Origin of the sequence: Bacillus sp. FSL K6-1033 (assembly GCF_038630765.1) — a bacterium.
GTDB lineage: Bacteria > Bacillota > Bacilli > Bacillales > Bacillaceae > Bacillus > Bacillus altitudinis.
In genome coordinates this window covers 3,269,621-3,290,969 of sequence record NZ_CP152041.1, presented here as the reverse complement: position 1 = coordinate 3,290,969, position 21,349 = coordinate 3,269,621, and the positions used below count along the sequence as shown (strand labels likewise).

Here is a 21,349-nt window from a genome sequence, read left to right as displayed (position 1 = left end):
TTAATCTTGATATGCTTTTTCGCCGTGCATCGTTAAATCAAGACCGACTGATTCTTCTTCTTCAGTTGCGCGAATCTTGAAGAAGATGTTGACGACTTTGATGATCACGTATGTGACAACTGCAACAAAGACGTATGTGGCCACGATGGCGACAACTTGTTTCCAAAGTAAGCTTGGATCGCCGTAAAATAAGCCGTTGGCTCCGCCATCATTGACAGATGTAGTGGCGAAAAGGCCTGTAGCAATGCCTCCCCACGTACCGCCGATTCCGTGCAGACCGAATGCATCCAGTGCATCATCATAGCCGAACTTGGCTTTAAGTGAATAGACGCCCCAGAAACAAACGATTCCGCCGATGATTCCGATGATAATCGAAGCAAATGGTGTGACAAAACCTGCGGCAGGTGTAATCGCTACTAGGCCTGCAATGGCTCCAGAGATTGCACCTAGCATCGTTGGTTTTTTGTTGATCATCCATTCGACTAACAGCCAGCCGATGATTCCTGCAGCAGCTGCTGTATTTGTGTTAATAAAGGCATACATGGCGACACTATCTAATGTGAGGGCACTTCCTACGTTAAACCCAAACCAGCCAAACCAAATCACAGCTCCGCCAAGAAGTGTGTAGATCAAGTTATGCGGAGAAGAACTTGCCGCTTCTTTTCGCTTCCCGAGAACAATGGCTACGACTAGACCAGCCACACCGGATGAAATATGGACGACGTTTCCACCGGCGAAGTCAAGTGCTCCCATTTCGCCAATCCAGCCGCCACCCCATACCCAGTGTGCGACTGGAGCGTATACAAATGTGACCCAAAGGAGTGTAAACACGACCACCGCTGAGTAACGAATACGTTCAGCGAAGGCACCAGAGATAATGGCTGTTGTGAGGACAGCAAAGGTCATTTGGAACATCATGAACAATGAATGTGGAATCGTATCACTATATGAACCAGGTTCAAAGCCAACTCCTTTTAGTCCAACCCAGTCAAAGCCTCCGATCCATGCATTGCCTGGCGCAAAGGCCAGTGAATAGCCAAACACGATCCAGACGATAGAGACAATGGCTAGTGAGGTTAAGCTGTGCATTGTCGTACTTAACACGTTTTTACTTCTCACAAGTCCTCCGTAGAATAAGGCTAAACCCGGTGTCATTAACCACACGAGTAGTGCGCAGAAGAACATAAATACTGTATCACCCATTTGCATGCTGCATTCCCCCGAATCATTCAGAATTAATAGATTTCTTAATTCTTCATTATAGAGAGAAAAGTCATATATAACATATTCGTGTAAGTTTATCTAACATGGTTTTTTGGTCATTATCAATATAAATGGATGAAAAGTTCGTAAAAAATGAGAATAAACGTGTATGAACGACGAAAAATAAAGGGCATTTGACCTATAAAATCGAACTGAGAAACAATTTGGTTCGCTCCTCTTGAGGGGAATCAAATAATTCTGATGGGGTACCTTGTTCGACAATTCGTCCTTCATGCATATAAACAACTCGGTCAGCTACTTCTTTTGCGAAGCCCATTTCATGAGTGACGATGACCATTGTCATGCCTTCTTTGGCAAGACTTTTCATGGTTTGCAGCACTTCGCCTACAAGCTCTGGGTCCAGCGCAGAAGTGGGCTCGTCAAATAACATGACATCGGGCTTCATGGCAAGAGCTCGTGCGATGGCAACACGCTGTTTTTGACCGCCTGATAGCTTTGAAGGGTACACTTTTGCTTTATCCGCTAGTCCGACTTTTTCTAATAAGACATTGGCTTCAGTTATCGCTTGTGCTTTCTTTGTTTTTTTCACCATAACCGGTGCTTCGATGATGTTTTCAAGCACGGTTTTGTGCGGGAAGAGATTAAAATGCTGAAACACCATGCCTATTTTCTGCCTCATTTCGTTTAATTGATCTCGTTTTGGATGAACGGGACTGCCATCAATGATGATCTGACCGTCATTTTTTATTTCTAAAAAATTCATACAACGGAGCAAGGTGCTTTTCCCAGAGCCGCTTGCACCAATTAAGACGACGACATCATTTTCATATACAGTGAGGTCGATATCTTTTAAGACATGCAGTTCTCCAAAGTATTTATTCAGTTTTTCAACACGAATGATCTCTTTTGATTCTGTCATGCTTCTCCTCCTAATGATCACTGACTGATAGTTTCTTCTCAACGGTTTGCACAGCGAATGTTAGCAGCAGGACAAGAACTAAGTAATAGACAGCCACGACAAGTAAGTACGTCATGTTGTCAAAACTGTTGGAGCCTTGAGTGGTGGCTATGTTAAAGAGTTCATTGACGCTGATGAAGGCAGCAAGTGATGAATCTTTTAAGCCGATGATAAACTGATTGCCGAGAGGGGGAAGGGCGCGCCGCATCGCTTGCGGGAGAATGATACGTCTCATGGTTAGAAATCGCCCCATGCCAAGAGAACGTCCTGCTTCTTTTTGACCTTGATCGATTGATTGAATCGCCCCTCTGAATATTTCTGCTATATAGGCACCGTTATGGAAGGCAAGCGCAATAGAGGCTGCCCAAAAGTCGGGTATATTTAATTCTGTAAGCCCAAAATACAGGATGAAAATCTGCACAATGAGTGGTGTCCCGCGTACAAGGAAGATATAGGCATTTGCGATATAACCGAAAACGGCCACGCGGGATATTTTTAGTAAGGCAAAGAAAAGCCCGATGAACATGCCGATGAAAATACTGATGACAGTGAGTTGTAAGGTGAGCAGCATTCCTTCTAAGAAAACGCCTCTAGAATCAATCAGCGTTTGAAAAAAATGTGATAAGGTAGGCAAAACAATCATCTCCATTTGAAGAAAGTGCGCCTGGAGAAAGGCGCACAATCGTGGTTTTAATCCTGTTTGACGGTAATATCTTCGTCAAAATACTTTTCGCTAATTTGTCTTAATGTTCCGTCTTTTTTGAGTGCATCAATCGCATCGTTGATTTCTTTTATGAGCTCTTTATTGTCTTTAGAGACAGCAATTGCTTGCTCACTTTGCCCGAGTCTTTCTTGTGCTTCAATTTTTAGTTTTTTCTTCATGGCTTCTGCCCCTGTGGCAAAATCAGTGACGACCGCATCGTGTTTGCCATTGGCTAGTGCTTCTAAAGCGACAACATCACTGTCGTAATATTTCGGTTCCTGACCGCTATGTTCTTTGGCAATATCCGCATAAGACGAACCTTTAGAGACAGCGATTTCTTTGTTTTTTAAGTCATCTGCACTGTGAATGTCTGCGCCGGGTCTTGTGAAGATTTGCGAACCTGAGTAGTAATACGGTTGAGAAAAAAGGACGTGTTTTTTTCGTTCCTCGTTGATGGTATGACTTGCAATGGCGGCATCAAATTTACCTGCTTTGACGCCTTCGACGATGCCTGCGAATTTATATTTTTTCTGTACAGGCTCTAGGCCCATCTTGTCGCTAATCGCATTGCCGACATCAATATCAAAGCCAGACATCTGGTTTCCATCCATGTAACTGAATGGGTGGAATTCACCTGATGCTGCAAAAATAAATTTCCCATCCTCCAAAATCGGCGACCCTTTCGCTGTAGAATTACGTTTATCTCCGTTCCCATTTGTTTCATTTGAACCACACGAAGACAGAAGTAATACTGCAACCGAGAAAAGGGCTGGGACCCAAAACCGTCTTTTTTTAATAATAAGCTTCTCCTCCTTTTCAGCCGTTCTCCGTATAAGGAGAAAGTAGGCTTTTCAATATGTGTAGCATCTTACCATTTGTTCCTCATATTCTCAATTTTATATGCGCTTTTCCAACACTTGCCCTTTTTAAAATGTATGTCTTGCTTTTCGGAGAGAGAACTTGAATTGATCAGGGTAAAAAAGGGAAATGAATCTCATAATAACGAGGAGATAGACAAAGAACGTGTATGTCAAAAGAAGGGGGCGGGTGTATGATCAAATGGAAAGACAATCGAAAAGTCTTTTTAACGGCGATTGCTTTTGGAACGATGTTAAATCCATTGAATTCCTCAATGATTTCTTTAGCCTTGCATCAAATTCAGCATGAGTTCGGTTTGTCGTTTACGACGGTATCTTGGCTCATTTCAACCTTTTATTTGGCCAGCGCGGTCACGCAGCCGGTGAGTGGACGAATTGGAGATCATGTGATGAGCCGAAGAACCTTATTTTTATTTGGACTAGTTCTAGTGGCAGTCTCGGCCATTTGTGCGCCGTTTGCCCCGACTTTTGCGGTGCTGATTGTGATCCGGCTTCTTCAGGCGATTGGAAGCAGTGCGATCTATCCTTCAGGTGTTGGACTGATTCGGGATCATGTGAAGGAACGACAAGCTTCTGCTTTAGCGGTATTGTCCATCTTTGCTTCAGCGATGACAGCACTCGGGCCGACACTTGGCGGGTTTTTGATGACGATCGGCAGCTGGCCGGCGATCTTTTTAGTGAATCTGCCATTCATATTGATCAGTTTTTTTCTAGGCCTTTCCTTGTTTCCTAAGGAGAAGAAGAAAAAATTGCGTATCGGAGACACTGTCCGAAAGCTTGATTTGCCAGGGATGTTTCTATTTACAGTTTGTATTGTCCTTTTGCTTTCTTTTTTATTATCACTATCTGATGGTATTCAGTATGTACAGGGCATTCTCTGTCTTGTGAGTGCGGGTGCTTTTATATGGTGGGAATATCAGGTGGATGAGCCATTTATCCAAATTCGGATGTTCAGGCAGGAGAAACGGCTTTCGCTTGTGTATGTGCAATTTATCATTTTGAATATTTTCTTCTATTGTCTCTTTTTTGGCTTGCCAAGTTATTTTCAGGATGAATTGGGCTGGCGTGTGGAGATGACAGGTCTCTTTATGCTTTGCATGTCTGGCGTGAGCATAATGGTCTCGCCGCTGACTGGCAAGTGGGTAGATCGCGGCGATGAACGGCACCCTGTTTTGGCAAGTGCTGTGCTGATGCTGGCCGGCGCTTCCGCAATGACTTTCTTTTTTATTCCTGCGCCATTCTGGGGGAAAGGACTGGTTCTTGCTTTGCTTGGACTCAGTTACGGGATTGGAAATGTTGCGCTTCAAGCTGCGATGTTAAAAGCGAGCCCTCAACAAATGATTGGCACGACCTCTGGGCTTTTTCAAACATGCAGGTACCTTGGTTCCATTCTGTCATCTGCCGTGCTTGGCATGCTGTTTGGTGAGGAAATTGCAGGTTCTCATTTTGAACAATTAGGCTGGACATTGATCATGATTTCCCTTGTCGGCATTAGCGTCAGCCTTTATTTTTCGAGTATGGTCAGAGGAAAACAAACAATGAAAAAAGCGGCTGGGATAAAGTAGAAGAGAGGTCTTCCATACTTTATCGCAAGCCGCTTAAGAGTTGGACAGGTCTGATCCTTGGTCCTTTTGCTTCCTTCTGAAAATTTTGCCCACAATGTTCTCGTAAAATGTCACGATACGGTCAATTGGAGAGTCAAAGAACTTCCATAATTTATTCATGATAAAGACAACCACAATCGATACGATCAAGCTGCCTAATACATCAAATGGATAATGATGACCGACCCAGATGCGGGAGAACCCTGTCAGTAATCCAAAAACAAGCAAAATATTGCCGAGTTTTTTATTACGGGATCGAATGGCTAGTGAAAGAGCCAGTGCACCTGTTGTGTGGTCACTTGGGAAGGAAGCGTCTGCTGAGTGCGGGATGAGTGTGTCGACTTTGTGCGCCACAAACGGCCGCTCTTCATAATAAAACAGCGTAATGGCAAAATTGACGATGAGTGCCACGATGCCTGTTACACCAGAAAAGAAGACATGCTTCTTAAATTTGTGATTACCTAAAAACCAGCAAATCAATAAGACGAGGGCATATACGAGAATGGCCTTTTTCGTAATGAAAATCATGGCCTGATCTAAAAACTCAGAATGATGAGCCATCCCGTGTATGACTTTAAACAATTCGTAATTCAAAACATCACCTATACTTTCGCTTAACGCCAACTATTTTTCAAAAGACCTATCTGTTCATTTGAAATATCCTATATTTTAGCATGTTTTCAGTGAAGTTTAAAACAGTATCCTATTCTGATAGGGAAACCTTTTGTGCTTTTGCTTCTTGCGGTTTTCGTTCGCTCCAATAAAAAACACCCATGCTGAGTAACACGACAACGCCAGCAATGAGATATACATTTGAAAAATCTGTGAAGCTGACAAGCAGTCCGAAGACAAAGGATCCAGCGGCAATCCCCGTATCATAAAGGGTAAAGAAAGTTGCTGTGGCGTAGCCTGTACGGTTTGCTGGTGAGTGCTGTATCGCAAGTGTTTGTAGACATGGCACCAAAGAGCCGTAGCCAAGGCCGATGACAGCGCCGGATAAAAGAAGCATGGTGGCTGTTTGGGTAGCGGTCAGCATCCATAAACCAATCGCAAAGAGAGCAATCGATGGGTAGATCACTATATGAGGTCCAACTCGGTCAAACAGTCTGCCTGTAAATGGACGTGATCCAAGCATTGCAGCTGCAAAAACAATGAAGAAATAACTGCTTGCACCCATTAGGTTCAGGGAATTGGCATAGACTGAAATAAATGAAATGATCGGCGAGTAACAGAAGGAGATAATGATTCCAACTGCTGCCGTTTTTAAAGCACCTTTTTCAAACAGATGAGAAAAAGTGAATCGAAAGATGACACTTCCGCCGTTTTCAGGCTCTGGCTGTCTAATCAGTATCGTGAAAGCTGCACCGATAGAGACGATGATCGAAAAGAGAAGAAATAAAGAATGGAATCCTACTTTTCCGACTTGATTCAGTGCGATAAACGGACCGATAACCACAGCGAGGTTCATTGACATGACAAAGTATCCAAGACCCTCTCCTCGTTTATGTTTCGGAATCATATCAGCTGCAATGGCACTTGCTACGGTTGTCAAAATGCTGAAGAAGATTCCTTGCACGAAACGCAGCATGAGAAGTGTTTGGAATTGATCAATTGGAATGTATAAATAAGTGAGCAGGGCAAAAGCTGTTGAAGAAAAAATCGCCATGCGTTTCTTGCCGAATTTCTCAATAATGGCCCCTGAAAATGGTCTTGTCACAATTGCTGATAATAAGAAGACCGTCACAAGGAGGCCACCCTGTGATTCTGTTCCATTTAATTCATCCATTGTGTAAATGGGGAGTAGTGTCAAAAGGGCATAAAAAGAGGTGAATGTAAATAAATTCACCAGGACAATCATGATAAAGTCTTTTGTCCAAATGCGTTCGTTCATGGTGTAAGTCACTTCCTATTCAGTTGATAATTTGTGTAAAAGTGTATGGAGGAGTTGTTTTTCTTCGTAGGTAAAATTTGAAAGACATTCTTCTTCAAATTGTTCCATCGTCTGTTTGATTTTTTGAAACTTTGCTTTTGCATCGTCTGTCATGACGATGAGATTCTCACGTTTGTCTTTTCCTTGGACTCGTTTCACCCAGCCGTTTGCTTCTAGACGCGTCACGGTTCTTGTAATCGTCGGTGCTTCGACGTTCAAATAGGTCCAAATGTCTTTTTGCGTTTTAGGACCGAATGTATCCAAACAAAAAAGTACAGTCCACTGGGACATGTACAAGTCATAAGCAGCAAGCGCTTCGTTCGCTTTTTTAGACAGCAGCCGCGCGCTTTGATGTATTTGATGTAAACACTCTCTGTTTAACGTATCCATAGGCTCACCTTTATTCATTATTTATCTAGGTAAATAAATTCACCTTTCCTATTTTACGTGTTACACCGATGCTTGTAAAGTGAAAATTTTCGCCACTCGAAATGATTTTTTGTTTTGTCTTTTCTGATAAATCCCTTGTCCCATCTTCATTTTTAGCATATTCCCTATGCAATGCTAATACACTGTTACAAACCTGACAAAGAGAGTGTTTGAGGTGAGGGATCGTGTTTGGCATTTACTACCTAATGGATGAGAAATTAAGACGAACAAGCGCCGCTGAAAATGGATAATATTGATACGGATCTCATTTCACACTTCTCACATCCATTTTAGGGAGGTCGAGTGGTGTGCACGATTACATCAAAGAGCGAACAATCAAGATAGGAAAGTATATCGTGGAGACAAAGAAAACCGTTCGTGTAATTGCGAAAGAATTTGGAGTCTCTAAAAGTACTGTACACAAGGATCTAACAGAAAGACTGCCAGAAATTAATCCAGATCTGGCTAACGAAGTGAAGGAGATACTGGATTATCATAAATCAATCCGCCACCTGCGAGGGGGAGAAGCCACAAAGTTAAAGTATAAAAAAGAAGAAATTTTAGAAGGTGAGCCTGTAAAACAGTAAGCTTTAGTTCTTTGTTCATAAACATGATATATATATCTTCCTCTTATCGGTAGTTTCTAACCACAAATTTTGTAAAGACTTTTGTAAAGAAATATCTTTTTTTCTGCAAATTATGATAGAATATATAATTAGGGCAGAATGTGGTATTTGCTATGGAAACAGATTTTCAAGGAGGATATATATAGATGTTTGCTAGGGATATTGGAATTGATCTTGGTACTGCAAATGTACTGATTCATGTCAAAGGAAAAGGAATTGTGTTAAATGAACCATCTGTTGTCGCTCTTGATAAAAACAGCGGGAAAGTATTAGCTGTTGGAGAAGAAGCAAGACGTATGGTTGGACGTACGCCTGGGAATATTGTTGCGATTCGTCCATTAAAAGATGGCGTAATTGCTGATTTTGAAGTAACTGAAGCGATGCTCAAGCATTTTATTAACTCATTAAATGTGAAAGGGCTATTCTCTAAGCCGCGTATGCTCATCTGCTGCCCGACAAACATTACATCTGTTGAGCAGAAGGCGATCAAAGAAGCTGCTGAAAAAAGCGGCGGGAAGCATGTATTTCTTGAAGAAGAGCCAAAAGTAGCAGCTATTGGTGCTGGTATGGATATTTTTCAGCCAAGTGGAAACATGGTCGTAGATATTGGAGGCGGAACGACAGATATCGCTGTCATCTCAATGGGTGACATTGTAACCGCCTCTTCTATTAAAATGGCTGGAGACAAATTTGACTTGGAAATTCTAAACTACATTAAAAAAGAGTACAAGCTGTTGATCGGTGAGCGAACTGCAGAGGACATTAAGATCCAAGTTGCAACGGTATTCCCAGACGCACGTCACGAAGAGATCTCGATTCGTGGACGAGACATGGTGACAGGATTACCAAGAACGATTACCGTCACAAGCAAAGAAGTAGAAGAAGCATTACGTGAATCTGTATCTGCCATTGTTCAGGCTGCGAAACAAGTTCTTGAAAGAACACCACCTGAATTATCAGCTGATATCATTGACCGCGGCGTCATCATTACTGGTGGCGGAGCGCTTCTAAACGGGCTTGATCAATTGCTTGCAGAAGAGCTGAAAGTACCAGTTTTCGTTGCAGAAAATCCAATGGATTGTGTAGCAGTTGGTACTGGCGTGATGCTTGATAATATGGACAAGCTGCCAAAGCGTAAACTCAGCTAATGATTTCCCTCATTCTTTTTAGAAAGAATGGGGGATTTTTATTAAAGAAGCCTGCCAATATGCCGATATATTTCATAGAAGATTGTGTACTGATGATTTTAGGTCATGTGAAAGAATTTGAATGAGGTGAGCACGTGTTAAAAGGACTATACACCGCAACATCTGCCATGATCGCTCAAGAGCGGCGGACAGAAATGCTTTCAAATAATATCGCAAATGCGAATACTCCAGGCTATAAAGCAGATGAAGGGGCCATGCGCGCATTTCCAGAAATGCTGCTAAGCCGAATGGAATCAGGACGTTTCCAAACATCTCCAGGCAAAGGCTTTAGTATCCCACAGCAAACGGCGATTGGCGGAATTAATACGGGAACATACATGCAGGAATTGATTCCTCAATTTACACAAGGAACATTAAAAACAACGGATCAAACAACGGATATCGCATTAGTAGAAAATAATGTACCCATCAACCCGGAGACAAATCAAAAGTCAGCGCTTTTTTATGCTGTGAATACACCAGAAGGCGTTCGTTATACGAAAAGCAGTTCCATTACATTGAATGATCAAAATCAGTTGACGATCAATGGACGTGCCCTTCTTTCTGTGACGGGTCAGCCGATTACCGTTCAAAGTGAGAATTTCAAAGTGAACGCAGATGGAACCGTGAGTGAAAACGGACAAAACCTTGGACAAATTGATGTACGTGTTGCAATGGATACAAGAAATCTTGCGCGTGAAGGAAATGATTTATACCGTACAGCTGATAACCAGCCTCTTCCAAGTGCGGTCAATAACGGTCAAATGTCCTATACATTAAGCCAAGGTGTATCAGAGCTCTCGAACGTTGATGTGACGAAATCATATACAGAAATGACAACAGCCTACCGCGCATTTGAAACAAACCAAAAAGTGGTTCAGGCATATGATAAAAGTTTAGAAAAAGCAGTGAATGAAATCGGAAGAGTGTATTAATAAAGAAATGAAAGAGAGAGGAGGATTCTCATGCTTAGAACGATGATCAATGCAGCTGTGTCAATGAACGAGGTGCAAAAGCAGCTTGATATCATTAGTAATAACATCGCAAACAGTGAAACAACAGGGTATCGCGCAAAAAACACCCGTTTTTCAGAGCTGGTCAGACAACAGTTTAATCAGGTAGATGAAAAAAATGAGCAGGTGGCAAACAGTCGTCTGACACCTGCTGGTTTAAGGCTTGGAACTGGAACGATGGTCAATGCATCCATTAACTCATTGCAAGGTTCTATTAAAGAAACAGGCCGTGACCTTGATGTTGCATTTGGTGCGCCATCTCAGTATTTGCAGGTCAATGCTGGCGGTAACATCCGGTATACAAGAGATGGCTCTCTTTATTTACAGCCAGGAAATAATCGGAATCAAGTCCAGCTGGTGACAAGCGAAGGCCATCCGATTCTTGACGAAAACGGGAATGAGATTGTCTTAAATGCGAATTTCCGTGATATTTCTATCGATAAAAATGGCCGGCTTACAGCTATTTCTCGAGGCAATCAACCGAATCAGCAGGTGAATCTTGGGGTTGTTCAAGTGAATAATTCTTCAGCACTCATCTCTGAAGGAGAAAATTTGTTCTCAGTCGACGGCAACTATCAAGGCGCTTTAACGGCACTGAATGGCGCAAACCGTCAGGCCATTCAACTTCAGCAAGGTGCACTTGAAACGTCGAATGTGGACATGTCTAAAGAATTAACAGACCTCATGACAACACAGCGTTCGTATCAGATGAACTCAAGAACCATTACGATGGGCGATCAAATGCTAGGACTCATTAATACCATTCGATAATGAGCAGGCGGATGTCAGCCTCTCATGATAAAAAAGGCGGCTCGCTCAAAGTCGCCCTTTTTTTTATAAAAATCTGAGACATCTGCAAGCAGATCTTCAAGATCAATCCAGGCTTCTTTTCGTTCAAGACATGTGACGAGTGTAGCAATCTGTTCATCTGCCTTGGGCGTTTGGCTGTAGAGAAGGAATAAAATTTGGAACTTGATTCTTAATAGATCAAATTGGGCATCAACGGCTTCTTTTAGCCCTTTTTGAATATACTTCATTCCTTCATCAGTTAAATCCTCTTTAAAGCAGGAACGCACAGTTTCATAGAGACACGATACATAGGAGTGGGCAGATTTCCGGTATGCTGGGAGCCGAAGCGCTTTTTTAAAGTATTCTAGTGCTTCCTTATGACGATTCTGTCTCGACTTGATAAAACCAGCGTCATAATACACGATACCAAGCAGTTCTTGGTCATCAATCATTTTCACGTATTCGATAATTTCAATAAAAATAGCTTCTGCTTCTTCATATTTTTTTTGATCACTAAAGTTAAGGGCGAGCACAATTTTGCACCGATAAATGCTGTGGATATCCCCGTGCTTTGCAAAGATATCCATGGCTTTTTCAACATGTCGAATGGATAACAGTGAATAGCGGTTGTTATAATAAACACCACTTGTACGGAAATGAAACTCCGCTTCCTCTAGCTCATCGTCTAGCAGGGGCAGTTTTTCTTCTGCTTTTTCAAGATAATGAATGGCATCATTTTGATCGCTCTTTAAAGATTCGTATAAACCGAGAAAAAAGTAAAAATAATATTGCAGTTGATCATTCATTTGATCTTTGTGGAGCATGAGTTCATGCTTCAGTTTTTCTAAGTCTTCTGTTTGGTTCATCCAGAGCTGGTGCCGAAAAAGCATAAGCTGATAATGTAAATGAAGCTCCTGTTTCTTTGACAATCTACGTTTATATTTGGTTAAGGACGTTTTGATCTCTTCAGCCTTCGAAAAATGTCGATGTTTTAGCATTGTATACCACGAATGGAGAAGTTTTTTAATGGATTTATCGCTTATAAAATTCATTTTTACCCTCTTATTCAATCAATGATGTAATATATATTACCATATTTGTGAAAAAACGATGAGTGTAGAGTGGATTATATTTCATGACAATAGGTAATGATAGATTCTATTTTTTACCATAAATGTTGGCTGAACATTGAAAAATGACTGCATTCATAATATACTTCAATAGGAATCAAATGAAGATTAGCGATATAGAAAAGAAGGAGAGATCAAGACATGCTTGATGCTCAGCAAATTCAAGACATTATTCCACACCGTTATCCATTTTTATTGGTTGACCGTATTTTAGAAGTTGATGGTGAGAAAAGAGCGGTTGGAATCAAAAATGTCACAGTAAATGAAGAATTTTTTAATGGCCATTTCCCAGGATACCCCGTCATGCCGGGTGTGCTTATTGTAGAAGCGCTTGCTCAAGTTTTTGGGGTCATCATGTTAGGTAAAGAAGAGAACAAAGGGAAAATTGGTTTGTTTGCAGGGATTGACAGCTGCCGATTCAAAAGACAGGTCAAGCCAGGCGATCAGCTACGTTTAGAGGTTGAAGTCACACGTCTTCGCGGTCCAGTTGCCAAAGGAAAAGCAGTTGCAACAGTAGATGGCGAAGTGGCATGTGAAGCAGAACTGACATTTTCTATCGGTCCGAAAGTATCGTAATGTGTCTGACGGTTCATCTTGTATGAACCGTTTTTTATATGGAAACATTCATCCAGAGCGGATGAGGACTTGCTTTTTTGACAAAAAAACGTCATATTAGACAAAAAAAGATGAAGGTGATAAAGAATGCTGAAAGAATTTAGAGAGTTTGCCGTCAAGGGGAATGTGATTGACCTGGCTGTCGGTGTCATCATCGGGGGAGCATTTGGCAAAATTGTCACTTCTCTTGTGAATGATTTAATTATGCCGCTTGTTGGTATTATTGTTGGGGGGCATGATTTTAGTGGATTGTCTATTAAAATCGGTTCTGCTCAAATTTTGTATGGAAGTTTCATTCAAACAGTGGTCGACTTCTTGATTATCTCCTTTTCCATTTTTATCTTTATTCGTTATTTAAATAAATTAAAACGGAAAAAGGTAGAGGAAGAAGTGGTTGAAACGCCAGATCAAACGGAAGTGTTGTTAACCGAAATTAGAGATTTATTGAAAAATCAAAGCCAATCGAAAGATGTGCAATAGAAAAAGAGCGGCTCATCCCGCTATCAGCGTGTAGACAAACCCTCGCATTCTTTGTCAGGGCTGTGCTCCGGTGCTCACGAATATTAAATTCGCTCTGCTTCGGTGCTCGCCCTTCCTAGACTTCAAAGGTTTTCTATCACGCTGAAAAGGAAGACAAAGGGCTAAAATAAAGTTCATTTTAGCCCTTTGTCAACCATCTAAGAGCGGCTCATCCCGCTCTTTTTTTATGTGTTCTGTTTAAAAGCATCCAGTAGTTTTTCTCCTGATAGCCCCTCTTTGACGAGGTCTTTTAATACTTCTTCGGTTTCTGTTCTGTAACGATTTGTGATCATTTTACCGTCGAGTAATACAGATATGTTTTCTTCTAAGGCAACGATGTTTTTGACTTGGACCGATAGATGAACAGGGCGGTTGTTTTCTTTTGTAATCGTCACGAGAATCTTTACTTCTGTATGCTGCTGAAAGAGCACCTCAAACACTTGTCTATGCTTCTTTGGAATCAGTGCCTCGATCATCCAGTGATTTTCGCCATCTTCTTTATTAATGATTAAGCCGTCACGAAGGGGAATGCTGGACATTTTATCTTGCTTTGGATCAAGTTCGATTTTTAAATCAATCAGCCTAAAGGTTTTCATATTTATCACCTCACAAGCGTTCATTATTCGTAAGTATCATTATAGCATACAACATCTGTATAAATGAAACCGCTGCCTACTCAGAACTAGCTGCATATAAGTGAAAGGAGATGTTTTATGGAGTCCTATCAACTTCGAAACATACATATTGGTGAGGAAAAGGAAAGCAATGTGAGGGTCTATACATGGGGAGACATTCTCTCATTTTGTGACGTGTATATGGAAGAAGGGGAGTCCCTCACTTTTCAATATGTGACAGACGATCAAATGGACTGTTTTGAATTTCAATTGTCAATTCATGATGGAAGGCTTTGTTTTTATTGGTTTGCGTGGGACGGGTCTGACTATATTCACATGCCTTCTAGTAATTGGATTCATTCAGATGTTTTTTATCAATTTATGAAAAATAAGTATTTCGTCAAACAAAATAAGATGATGTTTTATACGCAAGCGGTAAAAAGTAAAAATGATTGAGGAAATAAAGAATTTGAAGAACGATTTTGTCATTTTCGTTTTTTGTCTCTTGTGCTATTTCTCAGTAGACTAGGGTTAGCTGAAAGGAAAGGAGGCAAAAGGCAAAGGTCTAGCATCTCGCGGCCCTCCTCTAGCTATAGCTGATAGACTTTGCCTTGTACACATATTCACTGCGTAATAGTAGAACCAAGGTTTCTTTGTATCAGTCATGTGTCCCCTGTGAATCCCCTTATGCGTATCCGGTCATGTAGCGTGACCGGGTACTCTTATATTCATTGATAAGCCGATCATCCCTTGCAAATAGTGGATACTCATTTCATAATGATGATGGATTTGATAAACGGAAGGTCAACTAAAAATGCAGGCAAAAAAGGAGAGACCGATGACAAACATTCAATTAATCGCAACGGATTTAGACGGAACTTTATTGAACAGTGAGCACAAAGTGAGTCAGGAAAACGAGCAGGCGTTAAAGGAAGCAGCGGCGAGTGGGATTGAGGTTGTCGTTTCAACAGGAAGAGCGTATTTTGATGTGAAATCTATTTTTGATCAGCTTGGGATGAATACGTGGGTCATCAGTGCAAATGGAGCTGTGATTCATGATCCAGAAGGTCAGGTATATCATTCGGCTGTTCTAGAAGAAGAAAAAGCAAAACACATCTTATCATGGCTTGAGGAGCGTGATTATTACTATGAAGTGTTTACGAATGAAGCCATTTACACACCAAACCGCGGCAGGGAGCTTCTGGCGATAGAAATGGACCGCTTAAAGAGTGCAAATCCAGAAACGGATCAGCGTGTTCTTGAGCAAGCGGCTGAGGTTCAATACAGCCAGTCAGGTTTTGCTTATATTGATACATATCAAGAATTGTTTCGTGAGGATCAGAATCTTTCGTTTTATAACATCTTAGGTTTCTCATTTTTTCAAGACAGATTGAAAGCCGGATGGGATGCGTTTGGACATGATTCTGAATTAACATTGGTTAGTTCGGCTGATCATAACTTTGAAATTGGAGCAAAGGAAGCGTCGAAAGGGCAGGCGTTAACCAGGCTGGCAGAAAAGCTCGGTATTCCATTAAGCCGAACAGCGGCTGTAGGAGACAGTTTAAATGATGAATCAATGATTCGGGCAGCTGGGGTTGGAATTGCAATGGGGAATGCGAGAAAGGATATAAAAGAATTAGCTGATCACGTCACGTTAACAAATGATGAACATGGTGTGGCACATATGATTCAACATCTTTTGAAATAATTGAATCGTATGTATTTGTATAAATGACATAGGATGAAGCGCATTCTACAAAAGAGGAATTCAGAACTACTTCTATTTACACCCGCTATGGAACATCATATAATTTAATTATGAATATAACCCGCTTGTAAGGAAGTTAAGGAGAGTAAACGAATGGCGCTGGAATCTTATAAGTCCGACAATCTGCATTTAATCAAGGAAGCCTTAGACTATACTCAGGTTGGCCTGACGGTGACGGACCCGTCTTTACCTGATAATCCTTTAATATATGTGAACAAGGGCTTTTTAGATATGACAGGCTATCAAGAAACCGAAGTATTAGGAAAGAACTGTCGTTTCCTTCAAGGAGATGAAACTGAACAGATTGCTCTCAAACAAATTAGGGCAGCCATTGAAAACAAAGAGGCTGTCACTGTACAGTTGAAAAACTATAAAAAATCTGGTCAAATGTTTTGGAACGAGTTAAGTGTGGCGCCTCTATGGATTGATGAAAATGAAGGGAAACGCCTTTATTTCGTTGGTCTGCAAAAGGATGTTACGAAAGAGAAGGAACAGCAAGAGCTTCTTGAGCAATCCATTGATGAAGTATTGAATATTTCTGTCCCAATTGTTCCGGTGAAGGATGGTATTTCTGTCCTGCCGATCATAGGTACGTTAACAGCGCCAAGGTTTGATAAAATCATCTCAACAGTCTCCACTTATATCTCTCAATCCAAAGACGATTACTTCATTGTGGATCTGTCTGGTTTATTAGAGGTGGATTCATTTGTGGCGGATGCGATCTTTAAGCTGAACGATCTGATTTTAATGACTGGCACAGAACTGATCGTGACAGGTATTAAACCAAATCTTGCGATGAAAATGGGAGAAATGAGAGAGGACTTCCGTGAGTTGAATACGTATATGAATGTGAAATCTGCATTGAAAAAGCTGCAAATTTAAGCATTCCTTTAGATGAGATTAAAAAAAGAGGACTTTTCATCAAGTTTGAGAAAAGTCCTCTTTTTGCTGTCATTACGATGATTGAGCGGCTGCACTTAACGTGAATAAATCTTCTAGTTCGTTCGTTGACAGCTCTGTAATCCAGCTTTCACTTTGGATAATTTGATCATTTAACGTTTGTTTTGTTTCGAGCATTTGATCAATTTTTTCCTCTATCGTGCCGGTTGTGATCATCTTATGGACGTGAACAAACCGCTTTTGCCCGATGCGGTAAGCACGGTCTGTTGCTTGGTTTTCTACAGCAGGATTCCACCATCTATCGTAGTGAATGACATGATTGGCGGCGGTTAAGTTTAGTCCGGTTCCTCCTGCTTTTAAAGAAAGAATTAAGATGTTGAACTCTTTTTTCTGGAAGCGTTCCACCATTTTGTCCCGATCATGTTTTGATAAGCTCCCATTTAAAAATTGAACTGGTTCTCCAAACATCTTTTCGGCGAGCTGTTTGATCATGTTGCCCATTTCAATATACTGCGTAAAAATGAGACAGCTTTCTCCTTGTTCGTGTATGGCTTTTAACAGCTCTGCTAATTTATCCATTTTTAATGAACGCTTCAACAATTTCACATCTGTTCCGCTCTCTTTTAAATAAAGAGCAGGGTGATCGCAAATTTGTTTGAGTCTGCCAAGCATACTTAAAATGATGGCTTTCCGCTGCATCCCTGTTAATGAGGCCATATGTTCGAATGTATCTTTGACCAGCTGTTCATATAAAGATGCCTGCTCTGCAGATAACGGGATGAATTCTTTTTCTTCTAGTTTCTCTGGCAGATTGAGTGCGACTTCTTCATCTTGTTTTGTTCGTCTTAATAAGAATGGCTTGATCAGCTGCTGCAGCTGTTGGATTCTTTTTTCTTCACGGTCTTTTTCAATCGGAAGGACGAACTTTTTATGAAAACTGGTCAGGCTGCCGAGATATCCTTTGTTCACGAAGTCGAAAATAGACCAAAGCTCTGTCAAGCGGTTCTCCATCGGTGTCCCGCTGAGGGCAATGTGATGTTGTCCTTTTAATTGCCTAATGGCTCTCGATTGTTTCGTATGGGCATTTTTAATGTTCTGGGCTTCGTCTAAGCAAATGGTATTCCATTTGGCTGCTGTTAATTCATCACGGTCAGAATGTGAGAGACCATACGAAGTGAGGACGATATCTGTTGATTCGTACGCTTTTGTAAAGTTCTCACCTTGTGGACGTGACGGTCCATAATGCAGAGCGACATTCAAATGTGGTGCGAATGTTTCAAGCTCTCTTTGCCAGTTCCCTAATACGGAAGTCGGTGCAATGATGAGAGATGGAGCGGCATCTTGTTGATGCTCCTTCAAATAGGTGAAATAAGCGATCATTTGAATCGTTTTTCCAAGTCCCATATCATCTGCTAAACAAGCCCCGAATCCATGAGACCTTAAGAACAGAAGCCAGTTGACACCGTGCTGCTGATACGGGCGCAGTGTGCCCTTAAAGGACTCACTCATCTCATAGGATGGCAACTCTTGTGTATCATTTAACTGATGAACAAGCCCTCGTAATTGAGACGAAAGTTCAAATTGAATATGGGCAAAGGCCGAACTGTCTAGCAGCTCAGGAATCGACTCAGAGGAGGCCTCTTGGTCTGCGAGTTCACGTGATAAAATATCCGACATATGAAGTCCTTCGTTCTCAGCGCGCTCCATCCATTTCTTCATTTGCTGGATAAAGGTCGGGTCGATTTTAATCCATTGTCCACGAATGTTGACAAGACGACGTTTACTTTGAACAAGCTCGTTGAACTCATCTTCTGTCAGCTCAATACCGTTTGTGGCAAAGCGCCAATTAAAGTCCATAAGGGCATCCATTCCAACGTGCGATTCGCCTCGTGGTGTGGAGGAAATCCGTGCTTTTAGCATCATGGTGCTTTCTTTGACGATCTGCCACCATGATGGGAGCAGGATCTCAATCCCCATGTTCACAAGTGTTTCACTCGCTTCAGATAGGAAGAGCCACGCTTCTTCTTCTGACATGAGGGTGGTACCAGATGTAAATGAGAGCCAAGGGACAATCTGACCGAACCGCTCCAGCTCTCTGGTGATTTTTTCTTGAAACGGACGCCATGATTTTTTTAAAGAACGGATGCCTTCAAAGAAATGCAGATCACTGTTTTTCTTATCACGCAAAAACAATTCAATTTTCCAATCATCCCCGTCGAAATCAGGCTCATTTAAACGCAAGCCGACAGTGAAAGGCGTCTCATCATCAATCCAGCCGATCGTTTCCAAGAAATCCTGTTCATCTAAAAAATGTCCCTGGAAGGAGGAAAGAGCAGGCGATTGAGCAGTCATTCGGTTCCATTTGTGCTGCAAGGCATCATCATATTGAATGTAATCCTGTACGGCAAAGGAGAACCAATCAGCTGTGTAGCCATCTAACAGGCCTTCTTTGTCTTTAAAGCGAAGCATGCCTTTTGTCCATGCCTCGAAATCTGGGACAAAATCTTCATCCTCGATGAATTCGTAAATGGTTGAGGCTGTTTTCATAAGCGGCTCTGTTTCATCCGTTAACGTCACATGGCTGAAAGTATTGAATGAATTTTTCCCTAGCAATTCAACGGTCATCCAAGGACTTAACAGGAAGGCAGGTGTGCCAATAAAGCTCACATCTTCTAAGAATGTTCCGTAAAAAGATGATTCGTGCCATTGGAAAAGCTGCCTCTTCATTTCATTTAGCGGTACAGGCTGTCCGTCCTCTGCTTGCGCTGAAATGGTGAAAGAGAAATCTTCGGTTTGTTCTGCATGAATGACAATTTGTTTATGGCGTGTCATCAATTAATTTTCCTTTCTTCATTTCCTCTTGGAACGCACGCAGCCGTTTTGTTGAATCTTGCAGCTGCTGTACATATCTTTCCCACACCGCGGTTTTTTTCGTTTTATGATAAAGCGTACGCAGTTTTTTGAGCATTTTCACAGATTCCCGGTAAGCACTTCGATTCTTTTGATCGAGAAGCAGTGAGATTTCCCGGTGGTATGAAGGAATGAGTGCTTCAGGCTCTTCCTTTGCAATCTGTTTGATCAGTTCTTTCTCCAATTCACTGATGGAGAAACCAACGAGGCTGTGTATTTCAATCCATTCTGCATAGCGTTCTTGTGCATATAAGAGCTGACTATATTCAGTAAATGCATAAGGCATACAGATTTGGAGATAGCGTTCATACAAGAAATGATCTTTCGTCTGTTTAAAGTACGCGTCTAAATAAAAGAAGAAATCGCTGACGGCTCCACGCAGTTCTCTATAAGATAGGTCAAGCTGGCAATATTCTTCTAATACATATGTGATCTCTTGATACCAAAGTTTGAGACGCTTCCAGTCCTTGCGATTTGTGAGATCCTTTAGCCAATTGAGCACATTCGGCAGCATATCTGCATTGAGCAATTTTAATTGCTGGAAGAGTCTTTCGTCTTCTTTTAGCAAATAATCCATATGCATGAGCCCAATGGTTCGCTCAACCGTTTGTTCCTGCTGTTGGGCGCTCTTGAGTAATTCTGTTTCTTTTTTGACCCATTTCCCTCTATTTAATATAGTTCCCCACATTTCCATAAAGACCGCAACTCGTTCATGTTGGAAAGGTCCGCTGATTTGAAGAAGTGTCCGAACGGCAGTTGGTGTGTTTTCAAGAAACGGATCGAGGGAAAAGGAAAGGGCGTATGTCCTCAAATGATCCACTGAATCAAAAATGGTGTTCATGAGCTGTTCTACATATGGATTCATCGAATAAAAGTCTTTTTCGGCATCAAGACGGCCGAGATCGATTAGCTCATGGAGCCTTAACCACACATCGATGGACGTATGAATCGCATACAAACTCTTGAATTCAGGTGAAGTGGGTGCGTGTTTTTTCAGGATCGATAAATAGCCGTAATACAAATGCTGTGGCGTTTGCTGGTGCTTCGGTGTCCGTTTCAGCCAGAGGTGAAATTCCTCCTGGAAAAAATTCAGCCAGCTCTGAAGTGATCGTTCATCTGGGCGCTTCACTTGGAAGTGCTGACGAATGAGTTCTTTGCTGCGCTGTAATTCATCCTTCTCTGACCAATTTTCTGTAAAGCCGGTCACACTCTCTACTTGAGCGTATAGCGAAAAGAAGACAGCGAGGATGTGTTTACATAGTCCATCAGCTGGACATGAGCAGCTGCTTCTCACTGGAAACAGCACATGAAGGTGGACTCTTGCTGCCACGACATCATGTACATAAGCTGACCATTCGGTATCAGACTCTTGCTTGAGCCGATATACGCTGTCCTGTCTATAAGTAATCAATGCTTTTTTGATGAGTTGCTTGTTTTCATCTGTTGAAGGAAGAAGTTCTTTGATCTGTTCGGCTGTTTGTTTGATTTCTTCTTCGTTGATGTTGTGCTGAAGCATTTGACCCGCTCCTAACCAAGTAAAAGATTCCAATTC

The 21,349-nt window shown here is 41.6% G+C and carries 21 protein-coding genes; 10 read left to right on the top strand and 11 right to left on the bottom strand.

All coding sequences use genetic code 11. From position 1 onward, the window contains the following. The 4 genes from MHH31_RS16870 to MHH31_RS16855 form a co-directional block, all read right to left on the bottom strand. On the bottom strand, positions 1–1,209 hold the full coding sequence (locus MHH31_RS16870; RefSeq protein WP_008343343.1) for an ammonium transporter: 1,209 nt from the start codon (positions 1,207–1,209) through the stop codon (positions 1–3). A 193-nt stretch (positions 1,210–1,402) separates the two neighbouring features. Then, on the bottom strand, positions 1,403–2,143 hold the full coding sequence (locus tag MHH31_RS16865; protein ID WP_008343342.1) for an amino acid ABC transporter ATP-binding protein: 741 nt from the start codon (positions 2,141–2,143) through the stop codon (positions 1,403–1,405). A 10-nt stretch (positions 2,144–2,153) separates the two neighbouring features. Beyond that, positions 2,154–2,831 carry an amino acid ABC transporter permease gene (locus MHH31_RS16860; RefSeq protein WP_007497584.1) on the bottom strand — a complete coding sequence of 226 codons (678 nt, stop codon included), beginning with the start codon at positions 2,829–2,831 and terminating at the stop codon, positions 2,154–2,156. A gap of 41 nt (positions 2,832–2,872) precedes the next feature. Next, positions 2,873–3,718, bottom strand: a complete 846-nt coding sequence (locus MHH31_RS16855; protein ID WP_338705111.1) for a transporter substrate-binding domain-containing protein — start codon at positions 3,716–3,718, stop codon at positions 2,873–2,875. Between the two features lie 218 nt (positions 3,719–3,936). Here MHH31_RS16855 and MHH31_RS16850 point away from each other — a divergent pair, with 218 nt between their 5' ends. Further along, the gene (locus tag MHH31_RS16850) at positions 3,937–5,328 is read left to right on the top strand and encodes an MFS transporter (protein ID WP_281215500.1); all 1,392 of its coding nucleotides are present in this window, start codon (positions 3,937–3,939) and stop codon (positions 5,326–5,328) included. 33 nt (positions 5,329–5,361) lie between these two features. Here MHH31_RS16850 and MHH31_RS16845 read toward each other — a convergent pair whose 3' ends face one another. The 3 genes from MHH31_RS16845 to MHH31_RS16835 form a co-directional block, all read right to left on the bottom strand. Further along, complete coding sequence (locus MHH31_RS16845; RefSeq protein ID WP_008343330.1) at positions 5,362–5,961, bottom strand: undecaprenyl-diphosphatase; 600 nt, start codon at positions 5,959–5,961, stop codon at positions 5,362–5,364. A gap of 109 nt (positions 5,962–6,070) precedes the next feature. Continuing rightward, positions 6,071–7,258, bottom strand: coding sequence for an MFS transporter (locus tag MHH31_RS16840; protein WP_268372868.1), 1,188 nt, complete (start codon positions 7,256–7,258; stop codon positions 6,071–6,073). 15 nt (positions 7,259–7,273) lie between these two features. Further along, positions 7,274–7,687 carry a MarR family transcriptional regulator gene (locus MHH31_RS16835; protein WP_216099246.1) on the bottom strand — a complete coding sequence of 138 codons (414 nt, stop codon included), beginning with the start codon at positions 7,685–7,687 and terminating at the stop codon, positions 7,274–7,276. A 347-nt stretch (positions 7,688–8,034) separates the two neighbouring features. On the opposite strand from MHH31_RS16835, the gene spoIIID reads away from it, so the two are divergent. The 4 genes from spoIIID (at position 8,035) to MHH31_RS16815 (ending at position 11,323) form a co-directional block, all read left to right on the top strand. Further along, complete coding sequence (gene spoIIID, locus MHH31_RS16830) at positions 8,035–8,313, top strand: sporulation transcriptional regulator SpoIIID (RefSeq protein ID WP_008343327.1); 279 nt, start codon at positions 8,035–8,037, stop codon at positions 8,311–8,313. 185 nt (positions 8,314–8,498) lie between these two features. After that, positions 8,499–9,500: a cell shape-determining protein Mbl gene (gene mbl / locus MHH31_RS16825; RefSeq protein WP_012011515.1), complete on the top strand. Its 1,002-nt coding sequence runs from the start codon at positions 8,499–8,501 to the stop codon at positions 9,498–9,500. Positions 9,501–9,634: 134 nt separating this feature from the next. Further along, a complete protein-coding gene (locus MHH31_RS16820; protein ID WP_342495016.1) occupies positions 9,635–10,474 on the top strand; it encodes a flagellar hook-basal body protein in 840 nt (279 codons plus the stop codon). Between the two features lie 30 nt (positions 10,475–10,504). Then, positions 10,505–11,323 carry a flagellar hook-basal body protein gene (locus tag MHH31_RS16815; protein ID WP_007497568.1) on the top strand — a complete coding sequence of 273 codons (819 nt, stop codon included), beginning with the start codon at positions 10,505–10,507 and terminating at the stop codon, positions 11,321–11,323. Positions 11,324–11,337: 14 nt separating this feature from the next. Here the strand turns inward: MHH31_RS16815 and MHH31_RS16810 are convergent, their stop codons facing one another. Beyond that, positions 11,338–12,393: a tetratricopeptide repeat protein gene (locus MHH31_RS16810; RefSeq protein WP_160757774.1), complete on the bottom strand. Its 1,056-nt coding sequence runs from the start codon at positions 12,391–12,393 to the stop codon at positions 11,338–11,340. Between the two features lie 219 nt (positions 12,394–12,612). Here MHH31_RS16810 and fabZ point away from each other — a divergent pair, with 219 nt between their 5' ends. Beyond that, positions 12,613–13,047, top strand: a complete 435-nt coding sequence (gene fabZ / locus MHH31_RS16805) for a 3-hydroxyacyl-ACP dehydratase FabZ (RefSeq protein WP_007497564.1) — start codon at positions 12,613–12,615, stop codon at positions 13,045–13,047. A gap of 126 nt (positions 13,048–13,173) precedes the next feature. Then, the gene (gene mscL / locus MHH31_RS16800; protein WP_342495015.1) at positions 13,174–13,566 is read left to right on the top strand and encodes a large conductance mechanosensitive channel protein MscL; all 393 of its coding nucleotides are present in this window, start codon (positions 13,174–13,176) and stop codon (positions 13,564–13,566) included. Positions 13,567–13,790: 224 nt separating this feature from the next. Here the strand turns inward: mscL and MHH31_RS16795 are convergent, their stop codons facing one another. Beyond that, positions 13,791–14,201 carry a YwpF-like family protein gene (locus MHH31_RS16795; RefSeq protein WP_003215215.1) on the bottom strand — a complete coding sequence of 137 codons (411 nt, stop codon included), beginning with the start codon at positions 14,199–14,201 and terminating at the stop codon, positions 13,791–13,793. Positions 14,202–14,318: 117 nt separating this feature from the next. Between MHH31_RS16795 and MHH31_RS16790 the strand changes: the two genes are divergently transcribed. The 3 genes from MHH31_RS16790 to MHH31_RS16780 all read left to right on the top strand — a co-directional run bounded on the left by MHH31_RS16790 (position 14,319) and on the right by MHH31_RS16780 (position 16,869). Then, positions 14,319–14,675 carry a hypothetical protein gene (locus tag MHH31_RS16790; protein WP_008343305.1) on the top strand — a complete coding sequence of 119 codons (357 nt, stop codon included), beginning with the start codon at positions 14,319–14,321 and terminating at the stop codon, positions 14,673–14,675. Positions 14,676–15,066: 391 nt separating this feature from the next. Then, a complete protein-coding gene (locus MHH31_RS16785) occupies positions 15,067–15,927 on the top strand; it encodes a Cof-type HAD-IIB family hydrolase (RefSeq protein WP_211256834.1) in 861 nt (286 codons plus the stop codon). A 153-nt stretch (positions 15,928–16,080) separates the two neighbouring features. Then, positions 16,081–16,869 (top strand): STAS domain-containing protein, encoded by a 789-nt coding sequence (locus MHH31_RS16780; protein WP_017360015.1) that lies wholly within the window; start codon positions 16,081–16,083, stop codon positions 16,867–16,869. A 72-nt stretch (positions 16,870–16,941) separates the two neighbouring features. On the opposite strand, the gene MHH31_RS16775 is transcribed toward MHH31_RS16780, so the two are convergent. Together MHH31_RS16775 and MHH31_RS16770 are read right to left on the bottom strand one after the other, a co-directional pair. Then, a complete protein-coding gene (locus tag MHH31_RS16775) occupies positions 16,942–19,719 on the bottom strand; it encodes a DEAD/DEAH box helicase (RefSeq protein WP_017360014.1) in 2,778 nt (925 codons plus the stop codon). Next, positions 19,706–21,313, bottom strand: coding sequence for an SWIM zinc finger family protein (locus tag MHH31_RS16770; protein WP_160757773.1), 1,608 nt, complete (start codon positions 21,311–21,313; stop codon positions 19,706–19,708). Before MHH31_RS16770 ends, MHH31_RS16775 begins: the two co-directional genes overlap by 14 nt. Positions 21,314–21,349 lie beyond the last annotated feature (36 nt).

What these genes read in the sequence shown, in the direction of transcription:
- mscL (WP_342495015.1), top strand. Translation starts at nt 13,174, where the DNA reads ATGCTGAAAGAATTTAGAGAGTTTGCCGTCAAGGGGAATGTGATTGAC.
- MHH31_RS16835 (WP_216099246.1), bottom strand. Translation starts at nt 7,687, where the DNA reads ATGGATACGTTAAACAGAGAGTGTTTACATCAAATACATCAAAGCGCG.
- MHH31_RS16815 (WP_007497568.1), top strand. Translation starts at nt 10,505, where the DNA reads ATGCTTAGAACGATGATCAATGCAGCTGTGTCAATGAACGAGGTGCAA.
- MHH31_RS16780 (WP_017360015.1), top strand. Translation starts at nt 16,081, where the DNA reads ATGGCGCTGGAATCTTATAAGTCCGACAATCTGCATTTAATCAAGGAA.
- MHH31_RS16860 (WP_007497584.1), bottom strand. Translation starts at nt 2,831, where the DNA reads ATGGAGATGATTGTTTTGCCTACCTTATCACATTTTTTTCAAACGCTG.
- fabZ (WP_007497564.1), top strand. Translation starts at nt 12,613, where the DNA reads ATGCTTGATGCTCAGCAAATTCAAGACATTATTCCACACCGTTATCCA.
- MHH31_RS16840 (WP_268372868.1), bottom strand. Translation starts at nt 7,258, where the DNA reads ATGAACGAACGCATTTGGACAAAAGACTTTATCATGATTGTCCTGGTG.
- MHH31_RS16795 (WP_003215215.1), bottom strand. Translation starts at nt 14,201, where the DNA reads ATGAAAACCTTTAGGCTGATTGATTTAAAAATCGAACTTGATCCAAAG.
- MHH31_RS16870 (WP_008343343.1), bottom strand. Translation starts at nt 1,209, where the DNA reads ATGCAAATGGGTGATACAGTATTTATGTTCTTCTGCGCACTACTCGTG.
- MHH31_RS16810 (WP_160757774.1), bottom strand. Translation starts at nt 12,393, where the DNA reads ATGAATTTTATAAGCGATAAATCCATTAAAAAACTTCTCCATTCGTGG.
- MHH31_RS16770 (WP_160757773.1), bottom strand. Translation starts at nt 21,313, where the DNA reads ATGCTTCAGCACAACATCAACGAAGAAGAAATCAAACAAACAGCCGAA.
- MHH31_RS16850 (WP_281215500.1), top strand. Translation starts at nt 3,937, where the DNA reads ATGATCAAATGGAAAGACAATCGAAAAGTCTTTTTAACGGCGATTGCT.
- MHH31_RS16775 (WP_017360014.1), bottom strand. Translation starts at nt 19,719, where the DNA reads ATGACACGCCATAAACAAATTGTCATTCATGCAGAACAAACCGAAGAT.
- MHH31_RS16790 (WP_008343305.1), top strand. Translation starts at nt 14,319, where the DNA reads ATGGAGTCCTATCAACTTCGAAACATACATATTGGTGAGGAAAAGGAA.
- MHH31_RS16865 (WP_008343342.1), bottom strand. Translation starts at nt 2,143, where the DNA reads ATGACAGAATCAAAAGAGATCATTCGTGTTGAAAAACTGAATAAATAC.
- mbl (WP_012011515.1), top strand. Translation starts at nt 8,499, where the DNA reads ATGTTTGCTAGGGATATTGGAATTGATCTTGGTACTGCAAATGTACTG.